This is a genomic window from Sphingomonas sanxanigenens DSM 19645 = NX02, from assembly GCF_000512205.2.
GTDB classification, from domain to species: domain Bacteria; phylum Pseudomonadota; class Alphaproteobacteria; order Sphingomonadales; family Sphingomonadaceae; genus Sphingomonas_D; species Sphingomonas_D sanxanigenens.
This window is the reverse complement of sequence record NZ_CP006644.1, coordinates 2,680,957-2,698,598: the sequence shown is the minus strand read 5'-3', so window position 1 is coordinate 2,698,598 and position 17,642 is coordinate 2,680,957. Positions and strand designations below refer to the sequence as shown.

The following is a 17,642-nucleotide window of genomic DNA, read 5'->3' as shown; positions in this document are numbered from 1 at the left end:
AGTCCAGATGTCCGATTATCGTACCAAGATCGACGAGAAGACCGGCCGGGGCGCGCGCTTCGAACTCTATCAGTTCAAGCGCAAGAGCTATTCGCTTGGCATCGGCGGCGAAGGCGCGACCTATTATGGCGGCGAGCCGATCACGGTTCGCCAGCTCCGCATCATCCTCGATGGCGGCTCTGCGCTGCTGGAGCCGGGCGCGCTGCAATATGCGCATGGCAAGCTCCAGGTCGAAGTCCAGCAGAACGAGCAGGGCGGTTTCTTCGCCCGCGCCGTGCGCTCGGCGGGCAGCGGCGAGTCGGCCTATGCGACGCGCTACAGCGGCTATGGCGAGGTGTGGAGCGAGCCCACCTCCAAGCAGTTCATCATCGCCGAGATGGATGGCCCCGGCGATGCGCTGATTCTCGACGACAAGGCGTTCTACGCCTGCGAAAGCTCGATCCAGGTCAAGACGCACATGCACAACACGATCTCGGGCGTGCTCTCGGGCAACGGCCTGATGCAGCCCAAGCTGGAAGGCACGGGCGTGTTCGTGGTCGAGGCGCCGGTGCCGGTGGACGAGGTCGAGGCGATCGAGCTCGACGGCTCCAAGGAACTCATCGTCGATGGCGACCTGATGATGATGTATTCCGCCTCGCTGCAGGTCGAACTCCGCCCGCTGGTCCGCGGCCTGCGCAACGCGATGCGCAGCGGCGAGGGGCTGGTGTTCGTGTTCCGCGGCCGCGGGACGGTGTGGCTGACCCCGACGATGCGGATCTGATCCGACAAATGTCCTCCCCGACGCTGCACGCCGGGGAGGACAAGCGAAATGCGATGATCGCGGTCGAACAGGCGCTGGCGTTGCAGGCGGAGCTTGCCGCTGCCGTGATCCGGCACGATGCGTTCGTCGACCCGGTCTTGCGCGTCACCGGTGTCGATGTCGCCTATGCGGCGGATGGTGAGCGGATCGTCTGCGCGGCGGTGACATTGGATGCCGACACGTTGGCGCCGATCGAGATCGCCACCGCCTGGGGCACGGCCGACTTTCCCTATGTGCCCGGCCTTTTCTCGTTTCGCGAACTGCCGATCGTACTCAAGGCGCTGGAGCAGCTTCGACAGCCGCCACAACTTGTCGTTTGTGACGGGCAGGGTATCGCCCACCCACGCCGGTTCGGCCTCGCCAGCCATCTCGGCGTCGTTTGCGACCTGCCGACGATCGGCTGCGCTAAGAACCGGCTGATCGGCACCCATGATCCGCTGAAGGATGAACGCGGCAGCATTGCATTGCTGGTCGATGCCGACGAGACGATCGGCGCCGTGCTGCGCACGCAGGATGGCGTCAGGCCGATCTATGCCTCGATCGGGCATCGCATCGCGCTCGACAGCGCCTGCGGGTGGATATTACGCCTCGCCCGCGATTATCGTCTGCCCGAGACGACGCGCGCCGCGGATCACGCCGTGCGGATGGCGCTGAAAGAGATCGAGGGGCCGCCCAGCTGAGGTGAGTGGTGTCGGCTCAGCCCTCGGGCGGTACCGGTGCCTGCTTGCTCGGGTCGGACATGCCGTTCCGGAGCAGCATCGGAATGTTGACGATCGCGAACAGCAAGGTCAGCGGGATCGCACCCCACACCTTGAAGCCCAGCCAGAAATTGAAGCTGCTGTTGCGCCAGACGATCTCGTTGAGGATCGCCATGGCGACGAAGAAGACGGTCCAGTTGATCGTCAGCTTGCGCCAGCCTTCGGCGGTCAGCCCCGGATAGGCGCTTTCCAGCAGCATCCTGAGCAGCGGCCGGCCGGTGGCGAGACCGAAGGCAAGGACGGCGGCGAACATCGAATAGACGATGGTCGGCTTCACCTTGATGAAGGTGTCGTTGTGGAACCACAAGGTCAGCCCGCCGAACACCAGCACCAGCGCGCCGGACATGAACAGCATCGGGGATATCTTGCCGGCCTTGAGCCGCGAATAGATCATCGCCGCGACCGTCGCGACCATGAACACCGCGGTTGCCGCCATGATCCGGCGCAGCGAGGCCCAGTCGGAGGGGAGCAGGCTGTTGGTCGCGAAGAAGGCGATGATCGGACCGAAGTCGATCGCCATGCGGCCGAGCGGGCTGAGCTGCTTCTCGGAAGTCGTCTGGTTCATTTCACTATCCTCAGGCGCCGGCGATCGCCGCCGCCGCTTCGTGCGGGTCGAACGGCCGCAGGTCGTCCATCCCCTCGCCGACGCCGATCGCGTGGATCGGCAGGCCATATTTCTCGGCGGCGGCCACCAGGATGCCGCCGCGCGCGGTGCCGTCCAGCTTGGTCATCACCAGCCCGGTCACGCCCGCCACTTCCTTGAACACCTCGATCTGGGACATTGCGTTCTGGCCGGTCGTCGCATCGAGCACCAGCACCACGTCGTGCGGGGCCTCCGGGTTGAGGCGACCGAGCACGCGGCGGATCTTGCCGAGTTCGTCCATCAGCCCGGCCTTGTTCTGCAGGCGGCCCGCGGTGTCGACGATCAGCACGTCGATGCCGGTCGCAACGCCCTGCTTGACGCCTTCGAACACCAGGCTCGCGGCATCGCCGCCTTCCTTGCCCGAGATGATCGGCACGCCCAGCCGCTCCGCCCACACCTTGAGCTGGCCGATCGCGGCGGCGCGGAAGGTGTCGCCCGCCACCAGCATCACGCCATAATCCTGCTCGATGAAGCGGCGTGCGAGCTTGGCGATGGTCGTCGTCTTGCCCGATCCGTTGACGCCGATCACGAGGATCACCTGGGGACGCGGAAAGGCATCGATCTCCAGCGGCTCGGCCACGGGGGCGAGGATGCGCGCGATCTCGTCCGCCACCACCTGGCGTACCCCGGCTTCGTCGAGCCCGCGCTCGAAGCGCTCGCCGGCCAGCCGCTCGCGGATCCGCGCGGCGGTGCCCGGGCCGAGGTCGGATGCGATCAACGCTTCCTCGATCTCGTCGAGCGTCTCGCTGTCGAGCGTCGCCTTGGTGAAGAGGCCGGTCAGATTTTCGCTCAGCCGGTCGGAGGTGCGGCGGAAGCCGCCCAGCAGCCGGTTTTGCCAGGGCTTTTGCCCCGTCTGGTGATCGTCGGTCATGCGGCCCTTTCGGCGATCAGCACGTCGTCTTCAAGCCGCACGACGCGAACGGGCAGCATCGATCCCGCGCGCGCCGGCTCGACCAGCCGCATCCGCGCGAAATTTCCGGCATGGCCGGTGCGGCCGTCGCGCTCGACCAGCATCGACTGGGCGGAGCCGACCAGCGTCGCCAGCCACGCCGTCCGCCGTGCGGCCGCCGCGGCGCGAAGCCGCGCGGCGCGATCGCGGATGCGGTCATGCGCCACCTGCGGCATGCGCGCGGCGGGCGTGCCGGGGCGCGGCGAATAGGGAAAGATATGGCCGAACACGATGTCGCACTCGTCGATGAGGCGCAGCGAATTGCCGAACATCGCCTCATCCTCGGTCGGGAAGCCGGCGATGAGGTCGGCGCCGATCGCGATCTCCGGCCGCGCCGCCTTCAGCCGCGCGACCAGCGCGATCGCCTGCGCGCGGTTGTGGCGGCGCTTCATCCGCTTGAGGATCATGTCGTCGCCCGCCTGCAGCGAGAGATGGAGATGCGGCATCATCCGCGGCTCATGCGCGATCAGGTCGAACAGCCGATCGTCGATCTCGACGCTGTCGAGCGAGGAGAGGCGCAGCCGCCGGAGTGCCGGCACATGCCTGAGGATGCGCTCGACGAGCATGCCCAATGTCGGCGCGCCGGGCAGGTCGGGGCCATAGCTGGTGAGGTCGACGCCGGTCAGCACCACCTCGGCATGGCCGCCATCGACGAGCGCGGCGATGCGCTCGACGACCGCGCCGGCGGGCACCGAGCGGCTGTTGCCGCGCCCCTGCGGGATCACGCAGAAGGTGCAGCGATGGTCGCAGCCGGTCTGCACCTCGACGAAGGCGCGGGCATGTTCGGCGAAGGCGGGGGCGAGATGCGGCGCGGTGGTGCGGACCGCGAAGATGTCGGAGACCTGCACGCGGCGGTCGCCATCGCGCATGAAGTCGAACGCCGCGCGATCGAGCTTTTCGGCGTTGCCGACGACGCGATCGACCTCGGGCATCGCCGCGAACGCCTGCGGATCGATCTGCGCGCCGCAGCCGGTCACGAGGATGCGCGCCTCGGGCCGCGCGCGGCGCGCACGGCGGATCGCCTTGCGTGCCTGGCGCATCGCCTCCTCGGTCACCGCGCAGCTGTTGACGATGACGAGATCGTCCGCGTCCGGGGCGAGCGCGCGCATCGCCTCGCTCTCGGCGATGTTCAGCCGGCAGCCGAGCGTGATCAGCTCGGGCCCGCGCGTGCGCGGCGCGTTCATGCGCCGAACGCCGCCAGCTCCGCCTCGCCGCTGAAGACATGGGTGGCGGGGCCGGTCATGCGGATCGATTCGCCCTTTGCCCAGCCGATCGAAAGATCGCCGCCGGGCAGCGACACCGTCACCGGCGAATCGACCAGCCCCTGCAGCATCGCGATCACCCCGGTCGCGCAGGCGCCGGTGCCGCAGGCGCGGGTGAGGCCGGCGCCGCGTTCCCACACCCGCAGGCGCAGATGGCCGCGGTCGACGATCGTCGCGACATTGACGTTGATCCGCTCGGGAAACACCGGGTCATGCTCGATCAGCGGCCCCAGCCGTTCGAGCGGCACCGCGTCGCAATCCTCCACGAAGAACACGACATGCGGGTTGCCGACATTGATTGCCCACGGCTTTTCCAGCGTCTCCCAAGCGAGCGGCAGCCCGGCGCTGTGCATCGCGAAGGCGAGGGGGATGTCTTCCCACCCGAAGCGCGGCTCGCCCATGTCGACGCTGATGCCGCCCTCGGTGCGGCTGGCGTGAAGCAGCCCGGCGGCGGTGGAAATCGTCGCCTCGCCGCCGATCAGTTGCGCGACGCAGCGCGTGGCGTTGCCGCAGGCCGAAACCTCGCTGCCGTCGGCGTTGAAGATGCGCATCGCCACATCGGCGTGCGGGGACTCCTCGATGAGGATGAGCTGGTCGCAGCCGATGCCGCGATGGCGATCGGCCATCGCGCGCGCAAGGGCCCCGTCGATCGCGACCGGAGCCTCGCGGCCGTCGACCACGACGAAGTCGTTGCCAAGCCCGTGCATCTTGTGGAACCGCAGCGTCATGGCCGCGATCTAGGGATGCCGGGCCGCGCTGTCCATCATGTTGCCATTTCCCGCGCGCTCGTTTAAGGGGCCCCGATCGTTCCGCTACGAACGTGACAACGACGCGCCGTCCGCTGGAGGAGGTGCGACGCCGGTCGGCGAGGTTTCGCCCACCGGCGTTTTCTGCGTTGCGTGGGCGGGCATCGAACGAAACGGTTGGAGTGCCCTGGCATGTTTGAAAGTCTGAGCGAACGGCTTGGCGGCGTTTTCGACCGCCTGCGTGGCCGTGGCGCGCTGAACGAAGCGGACGTGCGCGCGGCGATGCGCGAAGTGCGCATCGCGCTGCTGGAGGCAGACGTGGCGCTTCCCGTGGTTCGCGACTTCATCGACAAGATCACCGAGCAGGCCGTCGGCCAGCAGGTGCTGAAGTCGGTCACGCCCGGCCAGCAGGTCGTCAAGATCGTCAACGACGCGCTCGTCGAGATGCTGGGTTCCGAGGCTTCCGAGCTCTCGGTCGATGTCACGCCGCCCGCGGTCGTCATGATGGTCGGCCTTCAGGGCTCGGGCAAGACGACCACGACCGCCAAGATCGCCAAGCGCCTCAGCGAGAAGCAGCGCAAGAAGGTGCTGATGGCGTCGCTCGACGTCCAGCGCCCGGCCGCGCAGGAACAGCTTGCGGTGCTCGGCACGCAGACCAATGTCGCGACCCTGCCGATCGTCGCCGGCCAGCAGCCGGTCGACATCGCCCGGCGCGCGCTCAATGCGGCGAAGCTGCAGGGCTATGACGTCGTCATGCTCGACACCGCCGGTCGTCTCCACGTCGACCAGGCGCTGATGGACGAGATGCGCGCGGTGGCCGATGTCGCGACCCCGAACGAGATCCTGCTCGTCGTCGACTCTCTCACCGGCCAGGACGCGGTCAACGTCGCGCAGACCTTCTCCGATCAGGTGCCGCTGACCGGGGTCGTGCTGACCCGGATGGACGGCGATGCGCGCGGCGGTGCGGCGCTGTCGATGCGCGCCGTTACCGGCAAGCCGATCAAGTTCGCCGGCACCGGCGAAAAGCTCGACCAGCTCGAGGCCTTCCACCCCAGCCGCGTCGCCGGCCGCATCCTCGGCATGGGCGACGTCGTCAGCCTCGTCGAGCGTGCCGCCGAGACGATCAAGCAGGACGAGGCGGAAAAGCTCGCCGCGCGGATGGCCAAGGGCCAGTTCGACCTCAACGATCTGCGCGCCCAGCTCGATCAGATGCGCCGCATGGGCGGCCTCGGCATGCTGGCCTCGATGCTGCCGGGCGTGAAGAAGGTGCAGAACGCGATGGCCAACGGCCAGGTCGACGATCGCATCCTCGTCCGCATGGATGCCATCATCGGCTCGATGACGCCCAAGGAGCGCGGCAAGCCCGAGCTGATGAACGCCAAGCGCAAGATCCGCGTCGCCAAGGGCAGCGGCACGACCGTTCAGGACGTCAACCGGCTGCTCAAGATGCACCAGGAAATGGCCAACGCCATGAAGAAGATCAAGAAGATGGGCGGGCTGAAGGGCCTGGCCGGCATGCTTGGCGGTGGCGGCGGCGGCGGCATGGGCGGGCTCGGCGGCCTGCTCGGCGGTGGCGGTGCCGGTGGTACCCCGCCGGCGGGGCTGCCGGGGCTTCCCGGTGCGCCGCAGGGGCTCCCGCCCGGGTTCCAGAATTTCATGAAGAAGAAGTGATCGGCTCCACGCCGTTCGAATGCTGAAGAAGGAAGTGTAGAATGTCCGTTTCCATCCGTCTGTCGCGTGGCGGCTCCAAGAAGCGCCCGTATTACCGCATCGTCGTCGCCAACTCGCGCAGCCCGCGCGACGGCGCCTTCATCGAGAAGATCGGTACCTACAACCCGCTGCTCGCCAAGGATTCGCCCGAGCGCGTCAAGATCGACGCCGACCGCGCGAAGCATTGGCTGACCGTCGGCGCGCAGCCGACCGATCGCGTCGCCCGCTTCTTCGATGCGGCCGGCCTCAAGGAGCGCGCCGCGCGCAACAACCCGAAGAAGGCCGAGCCGGGCGACAAGGCCAAGGAGCGCGCCGAGGAGCGGGCCGCGAAGCTGGCCGAGGCCGAAGCCGCCGCCAACGCGCCGGCCGAGGAAGAAGCCGCTGCCGAGGCGTAAGCCTTGTTCCTCCTCTCGCGTGCGGGAGGGGCGTAGCGGCCAGGCGCTCGGTCGACCATGCCCCCGGCATGATCGAGACATGCGCGGCGCGCATGTCGTACCGAGAGCATGGCAGCGACTGGTAGGGCCTGTTGCCGACCTCTATGCCGGTTGAAACCAGCCTTCCCCCGACCCCGCCCGCAAGCGGGAGGGGCGATGCGCCCGTCACCCTGGCCGCCATCATCGGCGCGCACGGGGTGACCGGCGAGGTACGCCTCAAGCTGTTCGGCGACGGGCCGGAGGGCTTGCGGGCGTATGCGTCGTTCGATGCCGCGGGCCGCACGCTGACGCTCAAGTCGGTGCGCCCGGGCCCCAATGGTGCGGTCGCCCGCTTCGTCGAGATCAACGACCGCAACGCCGCCGAAGCGCTGCGCGGGGTGCCGCTCACCGTACCGCGTTCGGCTATGCCCGCGCTGGGCGAGGGCGAATATTATCATGTCGACCTGATCGGCCTGCCCGCGATTTCGACCGAGGGGGAGGCGCTCGGCACCGTCGTGGCGGTCGAGAATTTCGGCGCCGGCGACGTCGTCGAGATCGAGCGGCCCACGGGCAAGCGCTTCATGGTGCCGATGCAGCCCGATGCTGTGCCCGACTGGAACGACAGGCATCTGCTGGTAACCGCCGCCTTCGCCGCAGAGTGAATCGCATAAACGGAACCTAAATCGCCTTGCTGCGCTTCAATGATGAAAGGAGCGGCAAAGCGATGGAGTTCGTTCTCGTTTCTGCATTGCTTGCCGTTGGTGTAACGACCTTTGCGGCGTGGCTGGTAATAAAGATTAGGCCAAACATCGGGCGCGGGGCGCATTTGCTGTTCTCGGCAATCAGCTTTCCGATACTGTCGGCGATATTGTTTGCGCTCGGCTTCGTGATCGCCTTGCTGTCATCTGCCGGTGATCCCGGCGTCTCGGCGGGAATGCCGATTCTGGCGCTGACCTTCTTCCTCTTCTACGCGCTGGTGATCGGCGCGATACTGGGGGTGCCGACGGCGTTCGTCGCGGTGATGGCGCTCCGGCGCTGAGGCGGTTGCCGACGGCAGGGCGGCGAACTAGGGCAGCCGCACCACTTTGCCCCCGAGCAGCCATCCCGCTGGAATGCGTACACCCATGAGCTTCGCCGCCACGATCCTCACCCTCTATCCGGAAATGTTTCCCGGCCCGCTCGGTGCGTCGCTGGCCGGCCGGGCGCTGCGTGAGGAGGCCTGGTCGCTGGAGACCGTGCAGATTCGCGACTTCGCCACCGACAAGCATCGCTCGGTCGACGATACGCCGGCGGGCGGCGGGGCCGGCATGGTGTTGCGCGCCGATGTGCTCGCCGCGGCGATCGACAGCGTGGCGGATGGCCGGCCATTGCTGGCGATGTCGCCCCGCGGCCGGCAATTGACGCAGGAGCGCGTCCGCAGGCTTGCCGAGGGCCCGGGCGCGATCATCGTGTGCGGCCGGTTCGAGGGCTTCGACGAGCGCCTTTTCGAGGCCCGCGAGGTGGAGCCCGTCTCGATCGGCGACTATGTGCTTTCGGGTGGCGAAATCGGCGCTTTCGTGCTGCTCGACGCTTGCATTCGCCTGCTTCCCGGCGTAATGGGCGCCGCTTCCAGCGGAGACGAGGAAAGCTTCGAAAACGGCCTCCTCGAATATCCGCACTATACCCGACCTGTCGAATGGGAAGGGCGCACGATCCCCGAAGTGCTGCGATCGGGGGATCATGCGAAGATCGCCGCCTGGCGCAAGTCGATGGCGGAGAGCGATACACGGCTAAGGCGGCCGGATCTTTGGGAGCGCCATGAGGGCGCTCGGGTCCAGTCGCCCTCTGGCGCGCGGCAAAAAAAGAAGGACCGGTGAGATGAACCTCATCCAGACGCTCGAAGCCGAGCAGATTGCCAAGTTCACCGAATCGAAGAAGATTCCCGAATTCCGTCCCGGCGACACGCTGAAGGTCGGCGTGAAGGTGGTCGAAGGTGAACGCACCCGCGTCCAGAATTTCGAGGGTGTCTGCATCGCCCGCTCCAACAAGGGCATGGGCAGCAGCTTCACCGTCCGCAAGATCAGCTTCGGTGAGGGCGTCGAGCGCGTCTTCCCGCTCTACTCGCCGAACATCGACTCGATCGAGGTCGTCCGTCGCGGTGTCGTGCGTCGCGCGAAGCTCTATTATCTGCGTGGCCGTACCGGCAAGTCGGCGCGTATCGCCGAGCGTCGCGATCCGCGTCCGGCCGCTGCCGCCGAGTAATCGGTCGCACGCGAGTGCAAGGATCAGGGCGCGGAGGCATGGCTTCCGCGCCCTTTTTCGTGCGCGCCCATTTTCGTGGCGGTGGCGCTTTACCTCCGCCGCGCTATGGCTAAGCGGGAGGATATGACCCCGAACAGGGATGATATCCGAGGTGATCGTCGATGCGTTTGAAATCGTTGCTGGGCGCTGCGGCGCTGATCGTGCCGCTGCTGGCCGGAACCGCAGTCATGGCTGAGGCGCCCGCGCAGGATGGCCGGCTGACGCTGGAGCGTGTGTTCGGTACGCCCGCGCTCAGCGGCACCCCGGTCCGCGCGCAGAAGCTGTCGCCCGACGGCAAGCTGCTGACCTCGCTGCGCGCCCGCGCCGACGAGAAGGAGCGGTTCGACCTGTGGGCGCTCGACCTCTCGACGGGTCAGGAGCGGATGCTGGTCGACAGCAAGCGGCTCGGCAGCGGCGCCGAGCTTTCCGAAGCGGAGAAGATGCAGCGCGAGCGCCGTCGCATCGGCGGCACCACCGGCATCGTCACCTATCAATGGTCGGCTGACGGCCAGACCATCCTCGTGCCGCTGGAAGGCGATCTCTACCTCGCCACCCGCGATGGCCGGGTGCGCCAGCTTACCAGGAGCGAGGCGGGCGAGCTCAACCCGATGGTCAGCCCGCGCGGCAGCCATGTGTCGTTCGTGCGCGATCGCAACCTGTTCACGTTCGACCTTGCGAAGAATGAGGAACGGCAGGTGACCGCGGGCGGTGGCGGCACCATCGGTTTCGGCGAGGCCGAGTTCGTCGCCCAGGAAGAGATGAACCGCTATACCGGCTATTGGTGGTCGCCGGACGACACGCGCATCGCGGTCGAGAAGTTCGACGAGGCGCCGGTCGGCGTCGTCAGCCGCGCCGCGATCGGCGCCGACGGCACCAAGGTCTACGACCAGCGCTATCCCGCGGCGGGCACGCCCAACGTGCTGGTCGAACTCTATATCGTCAGCCCGAAGGGCGGCACGCCGGTGAAGGTGGATCTCGGCACCGAGACCGACATCTATCTCGCGCGCGTCGACTGGGCCGCGGACGGATCGGCGCTGCTCGTCCAGCGCGAGAGCCGCGACCAGAAGCGGCTCGACATGCTCAAGGTCGATCCCGAAACCGGCGCTTCGACCGTGCTGTTCAGCGAGGTCGCGGGCGCGCGCAGCTGGATCAACCTCAGCGACAATCTGCGCGCGCTGAAGGATGGCAGCCTGATCTGGTGGTCCGAGCGGGACGGTCATGGCCATCTCTATCGCTGGGCGGACGGCAAATGGACGCAGCTCACCAGCGGCGCTTGGGAGGTGCGGGACGTCATCGCGGTCGACGAGTCCGGGGGACGGCTGCTGTTCACTGCCAACAAGGACACGCCGATCGAGCAGCATGTCTATGAGATCGATCTTGCCAAGCCCGGCGCGCCGCGCCGGCTGACCGAGGCCGGCTTCTGGAACGCCGCCGAGATGGACAAGAGCGGCACGCGCATGCTGGTCAACCGCTCCGGCCCCGACCAGCCCGCGCAGACCTATCTCGCCGACGCGCAGGGCAAGCGGCTACGCTGGCTCGATCGCAACGCCATCGCCGGCGATCATCCTTACACGCCCTATCTCGCGCAACACGTCACGCCGGAGTTCGGGACGCTGCAGGCGAAGGACGGCAGCACGCTGCATTACAAGCTGCTGAAGCCCAGGGGTGCCGACGGCACGCGCCATCCGGTGCTGGTGCAGGTCTATAACGGGCCGGGCGCGGGGCGGCAGGTGCTGAAGCAGTGGGGCAATCCGCTGCATCAATATCTCGTCTCGCGCGGCTGGGTGATCTTCTCGATCGACGGCCGCGGCTCGCCCGATCGCGGTACTGCGTTCGAGAACCAGATCTACCATGCGATGGGCACGGTCGAGGTCGACGACCAGCTCGCCGGGGTTGCCTGGCTGAAGCAGCAGCCCTTCGTCGATCCGGAAAAGGTCGCGGTCTATGGCTGGTCCTATGGCGGCTACATGACGCTGAAGCTGCTGGAGGCCGCGCCGGGCATCTTTGCCGCCGGCGTCTCGGGCGCGCCCGTCACCCGCTGGGGTCTCTACGACACCCATTATACCGAGCGCTATCTGGGTGATCCCAACAAGGATCCGCAATCCTATTCGGGCTCCGACGCGCTGGGCAATGCCGACAGAATCGCAGACCCGCTGCTGCTGATCCATGGCATGGCGGACGACAATGTCGTGTTCGAACATTCCACCGCGCTGATGGCGAAGCTGCAGAAGGCCGGGCATCCGTTCGAGACGATGGTCTATCCGGGGCAGACGCACAGCGTCGGCGGCCCGGGCGTGAGCGTGCATCTGTGGAGGACGATCGAGGCGTTTCTCGACCGGACCGTGGGGAAGGACCGACCCAAAGAATAGGTCCGCCCCAACACCCCCTCCGTTCGCCCCTCGACGTCGCTGCGGGCGAACGGAGAACAAGGAGGATGGGGAGGGGGCGGGCGGGACGCCTCTAAACCGCCGCCAGCGCCTCCCGATCCACCACCCGCGTGTAAAGATGCCAGGTCGCATAGCCCAGCACCGGCAGCACCACCGCCAGCCCGAGGAAGAACGGCAGGGATCCGACGACCAGCAGCACGGCGATGGTCAGACCCCAGCGCGTCATCACCATCGGATTGCGCCGCACCGCCTCGATCGAGGCGCGCATCGCCGGGCCCGCACCGACGTCACGATCGACCAGCATCGGCAGCGAGATCGCGCTGATCGCGAACGCCAGGATCGCGAAGCCGAGGCCGACGAGGTTGCCGACGATCATCATCGCCCAGCCATTGGCGGTGCCGAACAGCGCGGACAGGAAGGCGCCCGGCGATGCGGGGTCCGCCGTGCCCATGAAGGCGGTGTAGATCAGCACAGCGGCGACCAGCCACGCGCCGAACAGCGCGATCAGGATGGTGCCGACCACGGCGATCGAGTCGCGCGCGGGGTTCTTCGCGATATCGAAGAAATGCCGCCATCCTGCCTCGAGCCCCGCCTCCCGGCGGCGGGCCAGCTCGTAAAAGCCCGTCGCGGCGAGCGGCCCCAGCAGCGAGATGCCGGCGGCGACCGGGAACAACAGGGGCAGGATGTCGTTGCCCAGCGCCAGCCAGGCGGCGGCGAGGCCGACGAACGGATAGATCAGGCCTGCGAAGATCAGGTCGCCGCGTTTGGATCGAAAATCGTCGAGGGCGTCTCGCAACGCGGCGTTTATATCTTCCGACCCAATCCTCCGGACCGCAATCGTATCGAAAGCCGGCGTGCGTACCGGGTCCAAGCTGAGCGCGACCATCCTCTCCTCCTGTGTTCAGGCATGTCCATCATCCTGTCGGTTGCTGGCTGCGCCGTACCTTGGCGGAGTCGGACGAACCGACGATCGGCATCGATACCATATATTGGTGTCAAACGACATCTTCTGTCGCGGAAGCGGGTTGGCGTTTTGCGATCATGGCGCTATGGCCCCCGCTCCTTTTTTGTTGAGAACTGGAGTGATTGCGATGGGCTACCGCGTGGTGGTCGCCGGCGCGACCGGCAATGTCGGCCGTGAAATGCTGAACATCCTTGCCGAGCGTGAATTCCCGATCGACGAGATCGCCGCGGTCGCGTCCGCGCGTTCGACGGGCGACGAGATCGAGTTCGGCGAAACCGGTCGCATGCTCAAGGTCAAGAACATCGAGCATTTCGACTGGGCGGGATGGGACATCGCGCTGTTCGCGATCGGCTCCGACGCGACCGCCATCTACGCTCCCAAGGCGGCGGCGGCGGGCTGCACGGTGATCGACAATTCGTCGCTCTACCGCATGGACCCGGATGTTCCGCTGATCGTGCCGGAAGTGAACCCGGAAGCGATCGACGGCTATACCAAGCGCAACATCATCGCCAATCCGAACTGCTCGACCGCGCAGATGGTGGTGGCGCTCAAGCCGCTGCACGATGCCGCGAAGATCAAGCGCGTCGTCGTCTCGACCTATCAGTCGGTCTCGGGCGCCGGCAAGGCGGGCATGGACGAACTGTTCGAGCAGAGCCGCAACATCTTCGTCGGCGACCAGGCCGAACCGAAGAAGTTCACCAAGCAGATCGCCTTCAACGTGATCCCGCACATCGACAAGTTCCTCGATGACGGCTTCACCAAGGAAGAGTGGAAGATGGTCGTCGAGACCAAGAAGATCCTCGATCCCAAGGTGAAGGTGGTCGCGACCTGCGTCCGCGTACCGGTGTTCGTCGGCCATTCCGAAGCCATCAACATCGAGTTCGAGGAAGAGATCAGTGCAGCCGAGGCGCAGCGCATCCTGCGCGAGGCGCCGGGCATCATGCTGGTCGATAAGCGGGAGGACGGCGGCTATGTGACGCCGGTCGAATGCGTCGGCGAATTCGCGACCTACGTCAGCCGCGTCCGCGAAGACCCGACGGTCGACAACGGGCTCGTCCTGTGGTGCGTCAGCGACAACCTTCGCAAGGGCGCCGCGCTGAACGCGGTGCAGATCGCCGAACTGCTCGGCCGCCGTCACCTCAAGAAGGCGGCCTGACGAGATCGTGGCCGGGCGGCGGGAGTCGCCCGGCCCCTTCTTTGCGTCCGGGGGGCACATGGCGGGGTGGCTGCAGGCATGGCGTGCGCTGCCGAAGGCGCAGCGCTGGATCCTGATCGCGCTTGCCGCGCTGCTGCTCGTCGTCCAGATCGACCAGCCCTTTCCGCGCACCGCGCCGCTCCACCATATCCCGACAGCGCTGCTGCTGATCGCGGCACCGCTGCTGCTCGCGCGGTGGCCGCTGCGCACGGCCGAACTGGGCTGCATCGCCGGCTTTCTTGCACTCCACACGTTCGGCGCGCGCTGGACCTACACCAACATGCCCTATGATGCTTGGAGCGAGGCGGCGTTGGGCGTCTCGATCGATGCGCTGCTCGGCTGGGAACGCAACAATTACGATCGCATCGTCCATTTCGCCTTCGGCGCACTCGCGGTAGCACCGATCGTCGGGCTGGCCTGCCGGCGCGCGGGGGCGGGGGCCGCCTGGAGCGCGTCGCTCGCGGTCGGCTTCGTGCTCGCGGCCGGCGGGCTCTACGAGATTTTCGAATGGGGCATCAGCCTCGCCGCGCCAGCCTCGATGGCCGATGATTATAACGGCCAGCAGGGTGACATGTGGGATGCCCAGAAGGATATGGCACTCGCCGGTCTCGGTGCGCTGATCGCCGCCCTCTGGTCGGTACGGGCTGGGCTCGCGGCGCGCGTCCGGATCGACAGCGGCGATCGCCGCGGCTAGTCGCCGCGGTCGGAACGAACGGACGAGGAATGGCAGCGTGACGAACAGCAGCGAGGTCGTGACCGACCGCTTCACCGCCCCGGACGGGGTCGACCTGGCGTGGCACGAACTGGGCGAGGGGCGGCCGGTGGTGCTGATCCACGGCTATTTCTCCGACGCGCGCACCAACTGGATCAGATATGGCCATGCCGCGGCGATCGCTGCCGAAGGCTTCCGCGTCATCATGCCGGATCTGCGCGCGCATGGCAGCAGCGGCAAGCCGCATGATCCCGCCGCCTATCCGCCCGACATCCTCGCCGACGATGGTCTCGCGCTGATCGCGCATCTCGGCCTTACCGACTATGATCTCGGCGGTTATTCGCTGGGCGGTCGCACCATCGCGCGCATGCTGGCGCGCGGCGCCGCGCCGCGCCGCGCGATCATTTCCGGCATGGGGCTGACCGGGCTGACCTCGACCGGCAACCGCGCCGATCATTTCCGCCGCGTGCTGACCGATCTCGATGCGCATCCGCGCGGATCGCCCGAATTCATGGCAGCGGCCTTCCTCAAGACGACCGGCGGCGATCCGATCGCGCTGCTGCGGCTGCTCGACAGCTTCGTCGATACGCCGCGTGAGGTGCTCGCCGGCTTCGATCTGCCGTTGCTCGTGCTCGCCGGCGCCGATGACGACGACAATGGTTCGGCGCAGGACCTGGCGGAACTGCTGCCGCAGGGCGAACGCGCGATCGTTCCGGGCAACCATATGAGCGCGGTGACCAAGCCCGAGCTGGGTGCCGCAATCGCCCGCTTCCTCGCCGCTTGACGGAGAACGGAGCGAGGCTCAATCTCGCCTCCTGCACAGCCTTCAGTCCCGGGGACCGCTCTCATGCATCGCAAGATTTCGCTGCTGACGCTGGCCGCCGCGTTGCCGGCCGCCGCGCAGACCGTGGCGGAGGCCGATGCCTTCGTCGCAGCGTCGGAGAAGGAACTGCTCGCGTTCAGCACCTCCAGGCAGCAGGTCGACTGGATCAACGAGACCTATATCACCGACGACACCAACGCGATCGCTGCGCTGTTCGCGACGCGCGAAAGCGAGATGCGCGTGCGCCAGGCGAAGGAGGCGGCAAAGTTCACAAAGGTCGCCGGGCTGTCGGACGAGACGCGGCGCAAGCTTGAGACGCTGCGCGGCGGCATCACGTCTCCTGCCCCGACGACGCCCGGGGCAGCGGCCGAACTCGCCAAGCTCGGCACCAAGATCAAGGCGATCTACGGTGCCGGCAGGGGCACGCTCGATGGAAAGCCGATCAGCGGCAGCGACATCGAGGCCGAAATGGGCACGGTGCGCGATCCGGCGAAGCTCAAGGAGATGTGGCTGAGCTGGCATGACAATGTCGGCGCGCCGATGCGCGACGATTATGTCCGCATGATCGACCTGACCAACAAGGGCGCGCGCGAGCTCGGCTTCAAGGATGCCGGGTCGATGTGGCGCGCGCGCTACGACATGCCGCCCGAGGATTTCGCACGGCTGGTCGACCGGCTCTGGCCGGATGTGAAGCCGCTCTATGACGAGCTGCATTGCTTTACCCGCGCCAGGCTCAACGAGACATATGGCGATGCGGTGCAGCCGGCGACCGGCCCGATCCGCGCCGACCTGCTCGGCAATATGTGGGCGCAGGAATGGGGCAACATCTATGATGTCGTCGCGCCGAAGGGGGCGGGAGATATTGGCTATGATACGAGCGCGCTGCTCGCCGCGAAGAAATATGATGCGCTGAAGATGGTGAAGGCCGGTGAGGGCTTCTTTTCCTCGCTCGGCTTCGCACCCATGCCCGAGACCTTCTGGCAGCGGTCGCAGTTCGCGAAGCCCGCCGATCGCGAGGTGATCTGTCACCCGTCCGCCTGGGATCTCGACAATGTCGAGGATCTGCGCATCAAGATGTGCATCAAGGTGAATGGCGACGATTTCGTCACCATCCACCACGAACTCGGCCATAATTATTGCCAGCGCGCCTACAACAAGCAGGACTATCTGTTCCGCGACGGCGCCAATGACGGCTTCCACGAGGCCATCGGCGACACAATCGCGCTGTCGATTACGCCCGATTATCTGCTCCGCATCGGCCTGCTCGATCCTGCCAGGGTGCCGCCGGCGGACAAGGATACCGGGCTGCTGCTGCGCCAGGCGATGGACAAGGTCGCCTTCCTGCCGTTCGGCCTGCTGATCGACAAATGGCGCTGGGGCGTGTTCGCCGGCCAGATCGACGATCGCAGCTATCAGGCGGCCTGGGATGCATTGCGGCTGCAGTATCAGGGCGTCGCACCGCCGGTCGACCGCGACGAGAGCGCCTTCAACCCCGGCGCCAAGTTCCATGTCCTCGCATCGGTGCCCTACACGCGCTATTTTCTCGCGCGCATCCTGCAGTTCCAGTTCTACAAGGCGGCCTGCGATCAGGCGGGCTGGACCGGGCCGCTGCACCGCTGTTCCTTCTTCGACAACAAGGATGTCGGGGCGAAATTCGAGGCGATGCTCGAAATGGGCGCGTCCAAGCCGTGGCCCGATGCGCTGGAAGCCTTCACCGGCGAGCGCGACATTTCGGGCAAGGCGATGATCGCTTATTTCGAGCCGTTGATGAGCTGGTTGAAGGAGCAGAACGCTGCCCGCACCTGCGGATGGTGATTGTCGGCAACACCGGCAAGAGAATCATGGGATTCTTTCATGTCGCCGTGGTTTACGGCATGAGACGGCTGACATTCTGCGCTGAATCGGCTATTGGGCGCGCTCAAGCGTTGTACGCCGCGACGCTGGGCGGGAACCAGACCGAAACAAGGGGCGGAGAAGGCCGCCGGCCGTGGCCGGCGGGGA

Annotated in this window: 18 protein-coding genes; 13 read left to right on the top strand and 5 right to left on the bottom strand. The window is 66.8% G+C overall.

The window, feature by feature from the left end:
* The first annotated feature begins 7 nt into the window (after positions 1–7).
* Positions 8–760 (top strand): AIM24 family protein, encoded by a 753-nt coding sequence (locus NX02_RS12415; protein ID WP_025292516.1) that lies wholly within the window; start codon positions 8–10, stop codon positions 758–760.
* Between the two features lie 8 nt (positions 761–768).
* The gene (nfi, locus tag NX02_RS12410) at positions 769–1,479 is read left to right on the top strand and encodes a deoxyribonuclease V (protein WP_025292515.1); all 711 of its coding nucleotides are present in this window, start codon (positions 769–771) and stop codon (positions 1,477–1,479) included.
* Positions 1,480–1,495: 16 nt separating this feature from the next.
* Here the strand turns inward: nfi and NX02_RS12405 are convergent, their stop codons facing one another.
* Genes NX02_RS12405 through dapF form a run of 4 tightly spaced genes read right to left on the bottom strand, consistent with a single transcriptional unit; the run spans position 1,496 to position 5,139 of the window.
* Positions 1,496–2,122, bottom strand: a complete 627-nt coding sequence (locus tag NX02_RS12405; RefSeq protein ID WP_039996558.1) for a septation protein A — start codon at positions 2,120–2,122, stop codon at positions 1,496–1,498.
* Positions 2,123–2,132: 10 nt separating this feature from the next.
* Positions 2,133–3,071: a signal recognition particle-docking protein FtsY gene (gene ftsY / locus NX02_RS12400; protein WP_025292513.1), complete on the bottom strand. Its 939-nt coding sequence runs from the start codon at positions 3,069–3,071 to the stop codon at positions 2,133–2,135.
* On the bottom strand, positions 3,068–4,333 hold the full coding sequence (gene mtaB, locus NX02_RS12395) for a tRNA (N(6)-L-threonylcarbamoyladenosine(37)-C(2))-methylthiotransferase MtaB (protein WP_025292512.1): 1,266 nt from the start codon (positions 4,331–4,333) through the stop codon (positions 3,068–3,070). Before mtaB ends, ftsY begins: the two co-directional genes overlap by 4 nt.
* Positions 4,330–5,139: a diaminopimelate epimerase gene (gene dapF / locus NX02_RS12390; protein WP_025292511.1), complete on the bottom strand. Its 810-nt coding sequence runs from the start codon at positions 5,137–5,139 to the stop codon at positions 4,330–4,332. Before dapF ends, mtaB begins: the two co-directional genes overlap by 4 nt.
* Before the next feature lie 210 nt (positions 5,140–5,349).
* Here dapF and ffh point away from each other — a divergent pair, with 210 nt between their 5' ends.
* The 7 genes from ffh to NX02_RS12355 all read left to right on the top strand — a co-directional run bounded on the left by ffh (position 5,350) and on the right by NX02_RS12355 (position 11,929).
* Positions 5,350–6,828, top strand: a complete 1,479-nt coding sequence (gene ffh, locus NX02_RS12385) for a signal recognition particle protein (protein ID WP_025292510.1) — start codon at positions 5,350–5,352, stop codon at positions 6,826–6,828.
* A gap of 41 nt (positions 6,829–6,869) precedes the next feature.
* Complete coding sequence (gene rpsP, locus NX02_RS12380; protein WP_025292509.1) at positions 6,870–7,262, top strand: 30S ribosomal protein S16; 393 nt, start codon at positions 6,870–6,872, stop codon at positions 7,260–7,262.
* 143 nt (positions 7,263–7,405) lie between these two features.
* Entirely contained in the window at positions 7,406–7,942 is a 537-nt protein-coding gene (rimM, locus tag NX02_RS12375) for a ribosome maturation factor RimM (protein WP_025292508.1), read from the top strand.
* 62 nt (positions 7,943–8,004) lie between these two features.
* Entirely contained in the window at positions 8,005–8,319 is a 315-nt protein-coding gene (locus NX02_RS12370; RefSeq protein ID WP_158014000.1) for a hypothetical protein, read from the top strand.
* Positions 8,320–8,404: 85 nt separating this feature from the next.
* Entirely contained in the window at positions 8,405–9,136 is a 732-nt protein-coding gene (trmD, locus tag NX02_RS12365) for a tRNA (guanosine(37)-N1)-methyltransferase TrmD (RefSeq protein WP_025292506.1), read from the top strand.
* Position 9,137: 1 nt separating this feature from the next.
* A complete protein-coding gene (rplS, locus tag NX02_RS12360; protein ID WP_025292505.1) occupies positions 9,138–9,521 on the top strand; it encodes a 50S ribosomal protein L19 in 384 nt (127 codons plus the stop codon).
* 161 nt (positions 9,522–9,682) lie between these two features.
* The gene (locus NX02_RS12355; protein WP_025292504.1) at positions 9,683–11,929 is read left to right on the top strand and encodes a DPP IV N-terminal domain-containing protein; all 2,247 of its coding nucleotides are present in this window, start codon (positions 9,683–9,685) and stop codon (positions 11,927–11,929) included.
* A gap of 91 nt (positions 11,930–12,020) precedes the next feature.
* On the opposite strand, the gene NX02_RS12350 is transcribed toward NX02_RS12355, so the two are convergent.
* On the bottom strand, positions 12,021–12,743 hold the full coding sequence (locus NX02_RS12350) for a DUF2189 domain-containing protein (RefSeq protein ID WP_245648836.1): 723 nt from the start codon (positions 12,741–12,743) through the stop codon (positions 12,021–12,023).
* 295 nt (positions 12,744–13,038) lie between these two features.
* Here NX02_RS12350 and NX02_RS12345 point away from each other — a divergent pair, with 295 nt between their 5' ends.
* The 4 genes from NX02_RS12345 to NX02_RS12330 all read left to right on the top strand — a co-directional run bounded on the left by NX02_RS12345 (position 13,039) and on the right by NX02_RS12330 (position 17,456).
* Positions 13,039–14,067, top strand: a complete 1,029-nt coding sequence (locus NX02_RS12345; protein WP_025292502.1) for an aspartate-semialdehyde dehydrogenase — start codon at positions 13,039–13,041, stop codon at positions 14,065–14,067.
* Positions 14,068–14,125: 58 nt separating this feature from the next.
* Positions 14,126–14,800 (top strand): DUF2238 domain-containing protein, encoded by a 675-nt coding sequence (locus NX02_RS12340; protein WP_025292501.1) that lies wholly within the window; start codon positions 14,126–14,128, stop codon positions 14,798–14,800.
* A 37-nt stretch (positions 14,801–14,837) separates the two neighbouring features.
* The gene (locus NX02_RS12335; RefSeq protein ID WP_025292500.1) at positions 14,838–15,602 is read left to right on the top strand and encodes an alpha/beta fold hydrolase; all 765 of its coding nucleotides are present in this window, start codon (positions 14,838–14,840) and stop codon (positions 15,600–15,602) included.
* Between the two features lie 63 nt (positions 15,603–15,665).
* A complete protein-coding gene (locus NX02_RS12330; RefSeq protein ID WP_025292499.1) occupies positions 15,666–17,456 on the top strand; it encodes a M2 family metallopeptidase in 1,791 nt (596 codons plus the stop codon).
* Positions 17,457–17,642 lie beyond the last annotated feature (186 nt).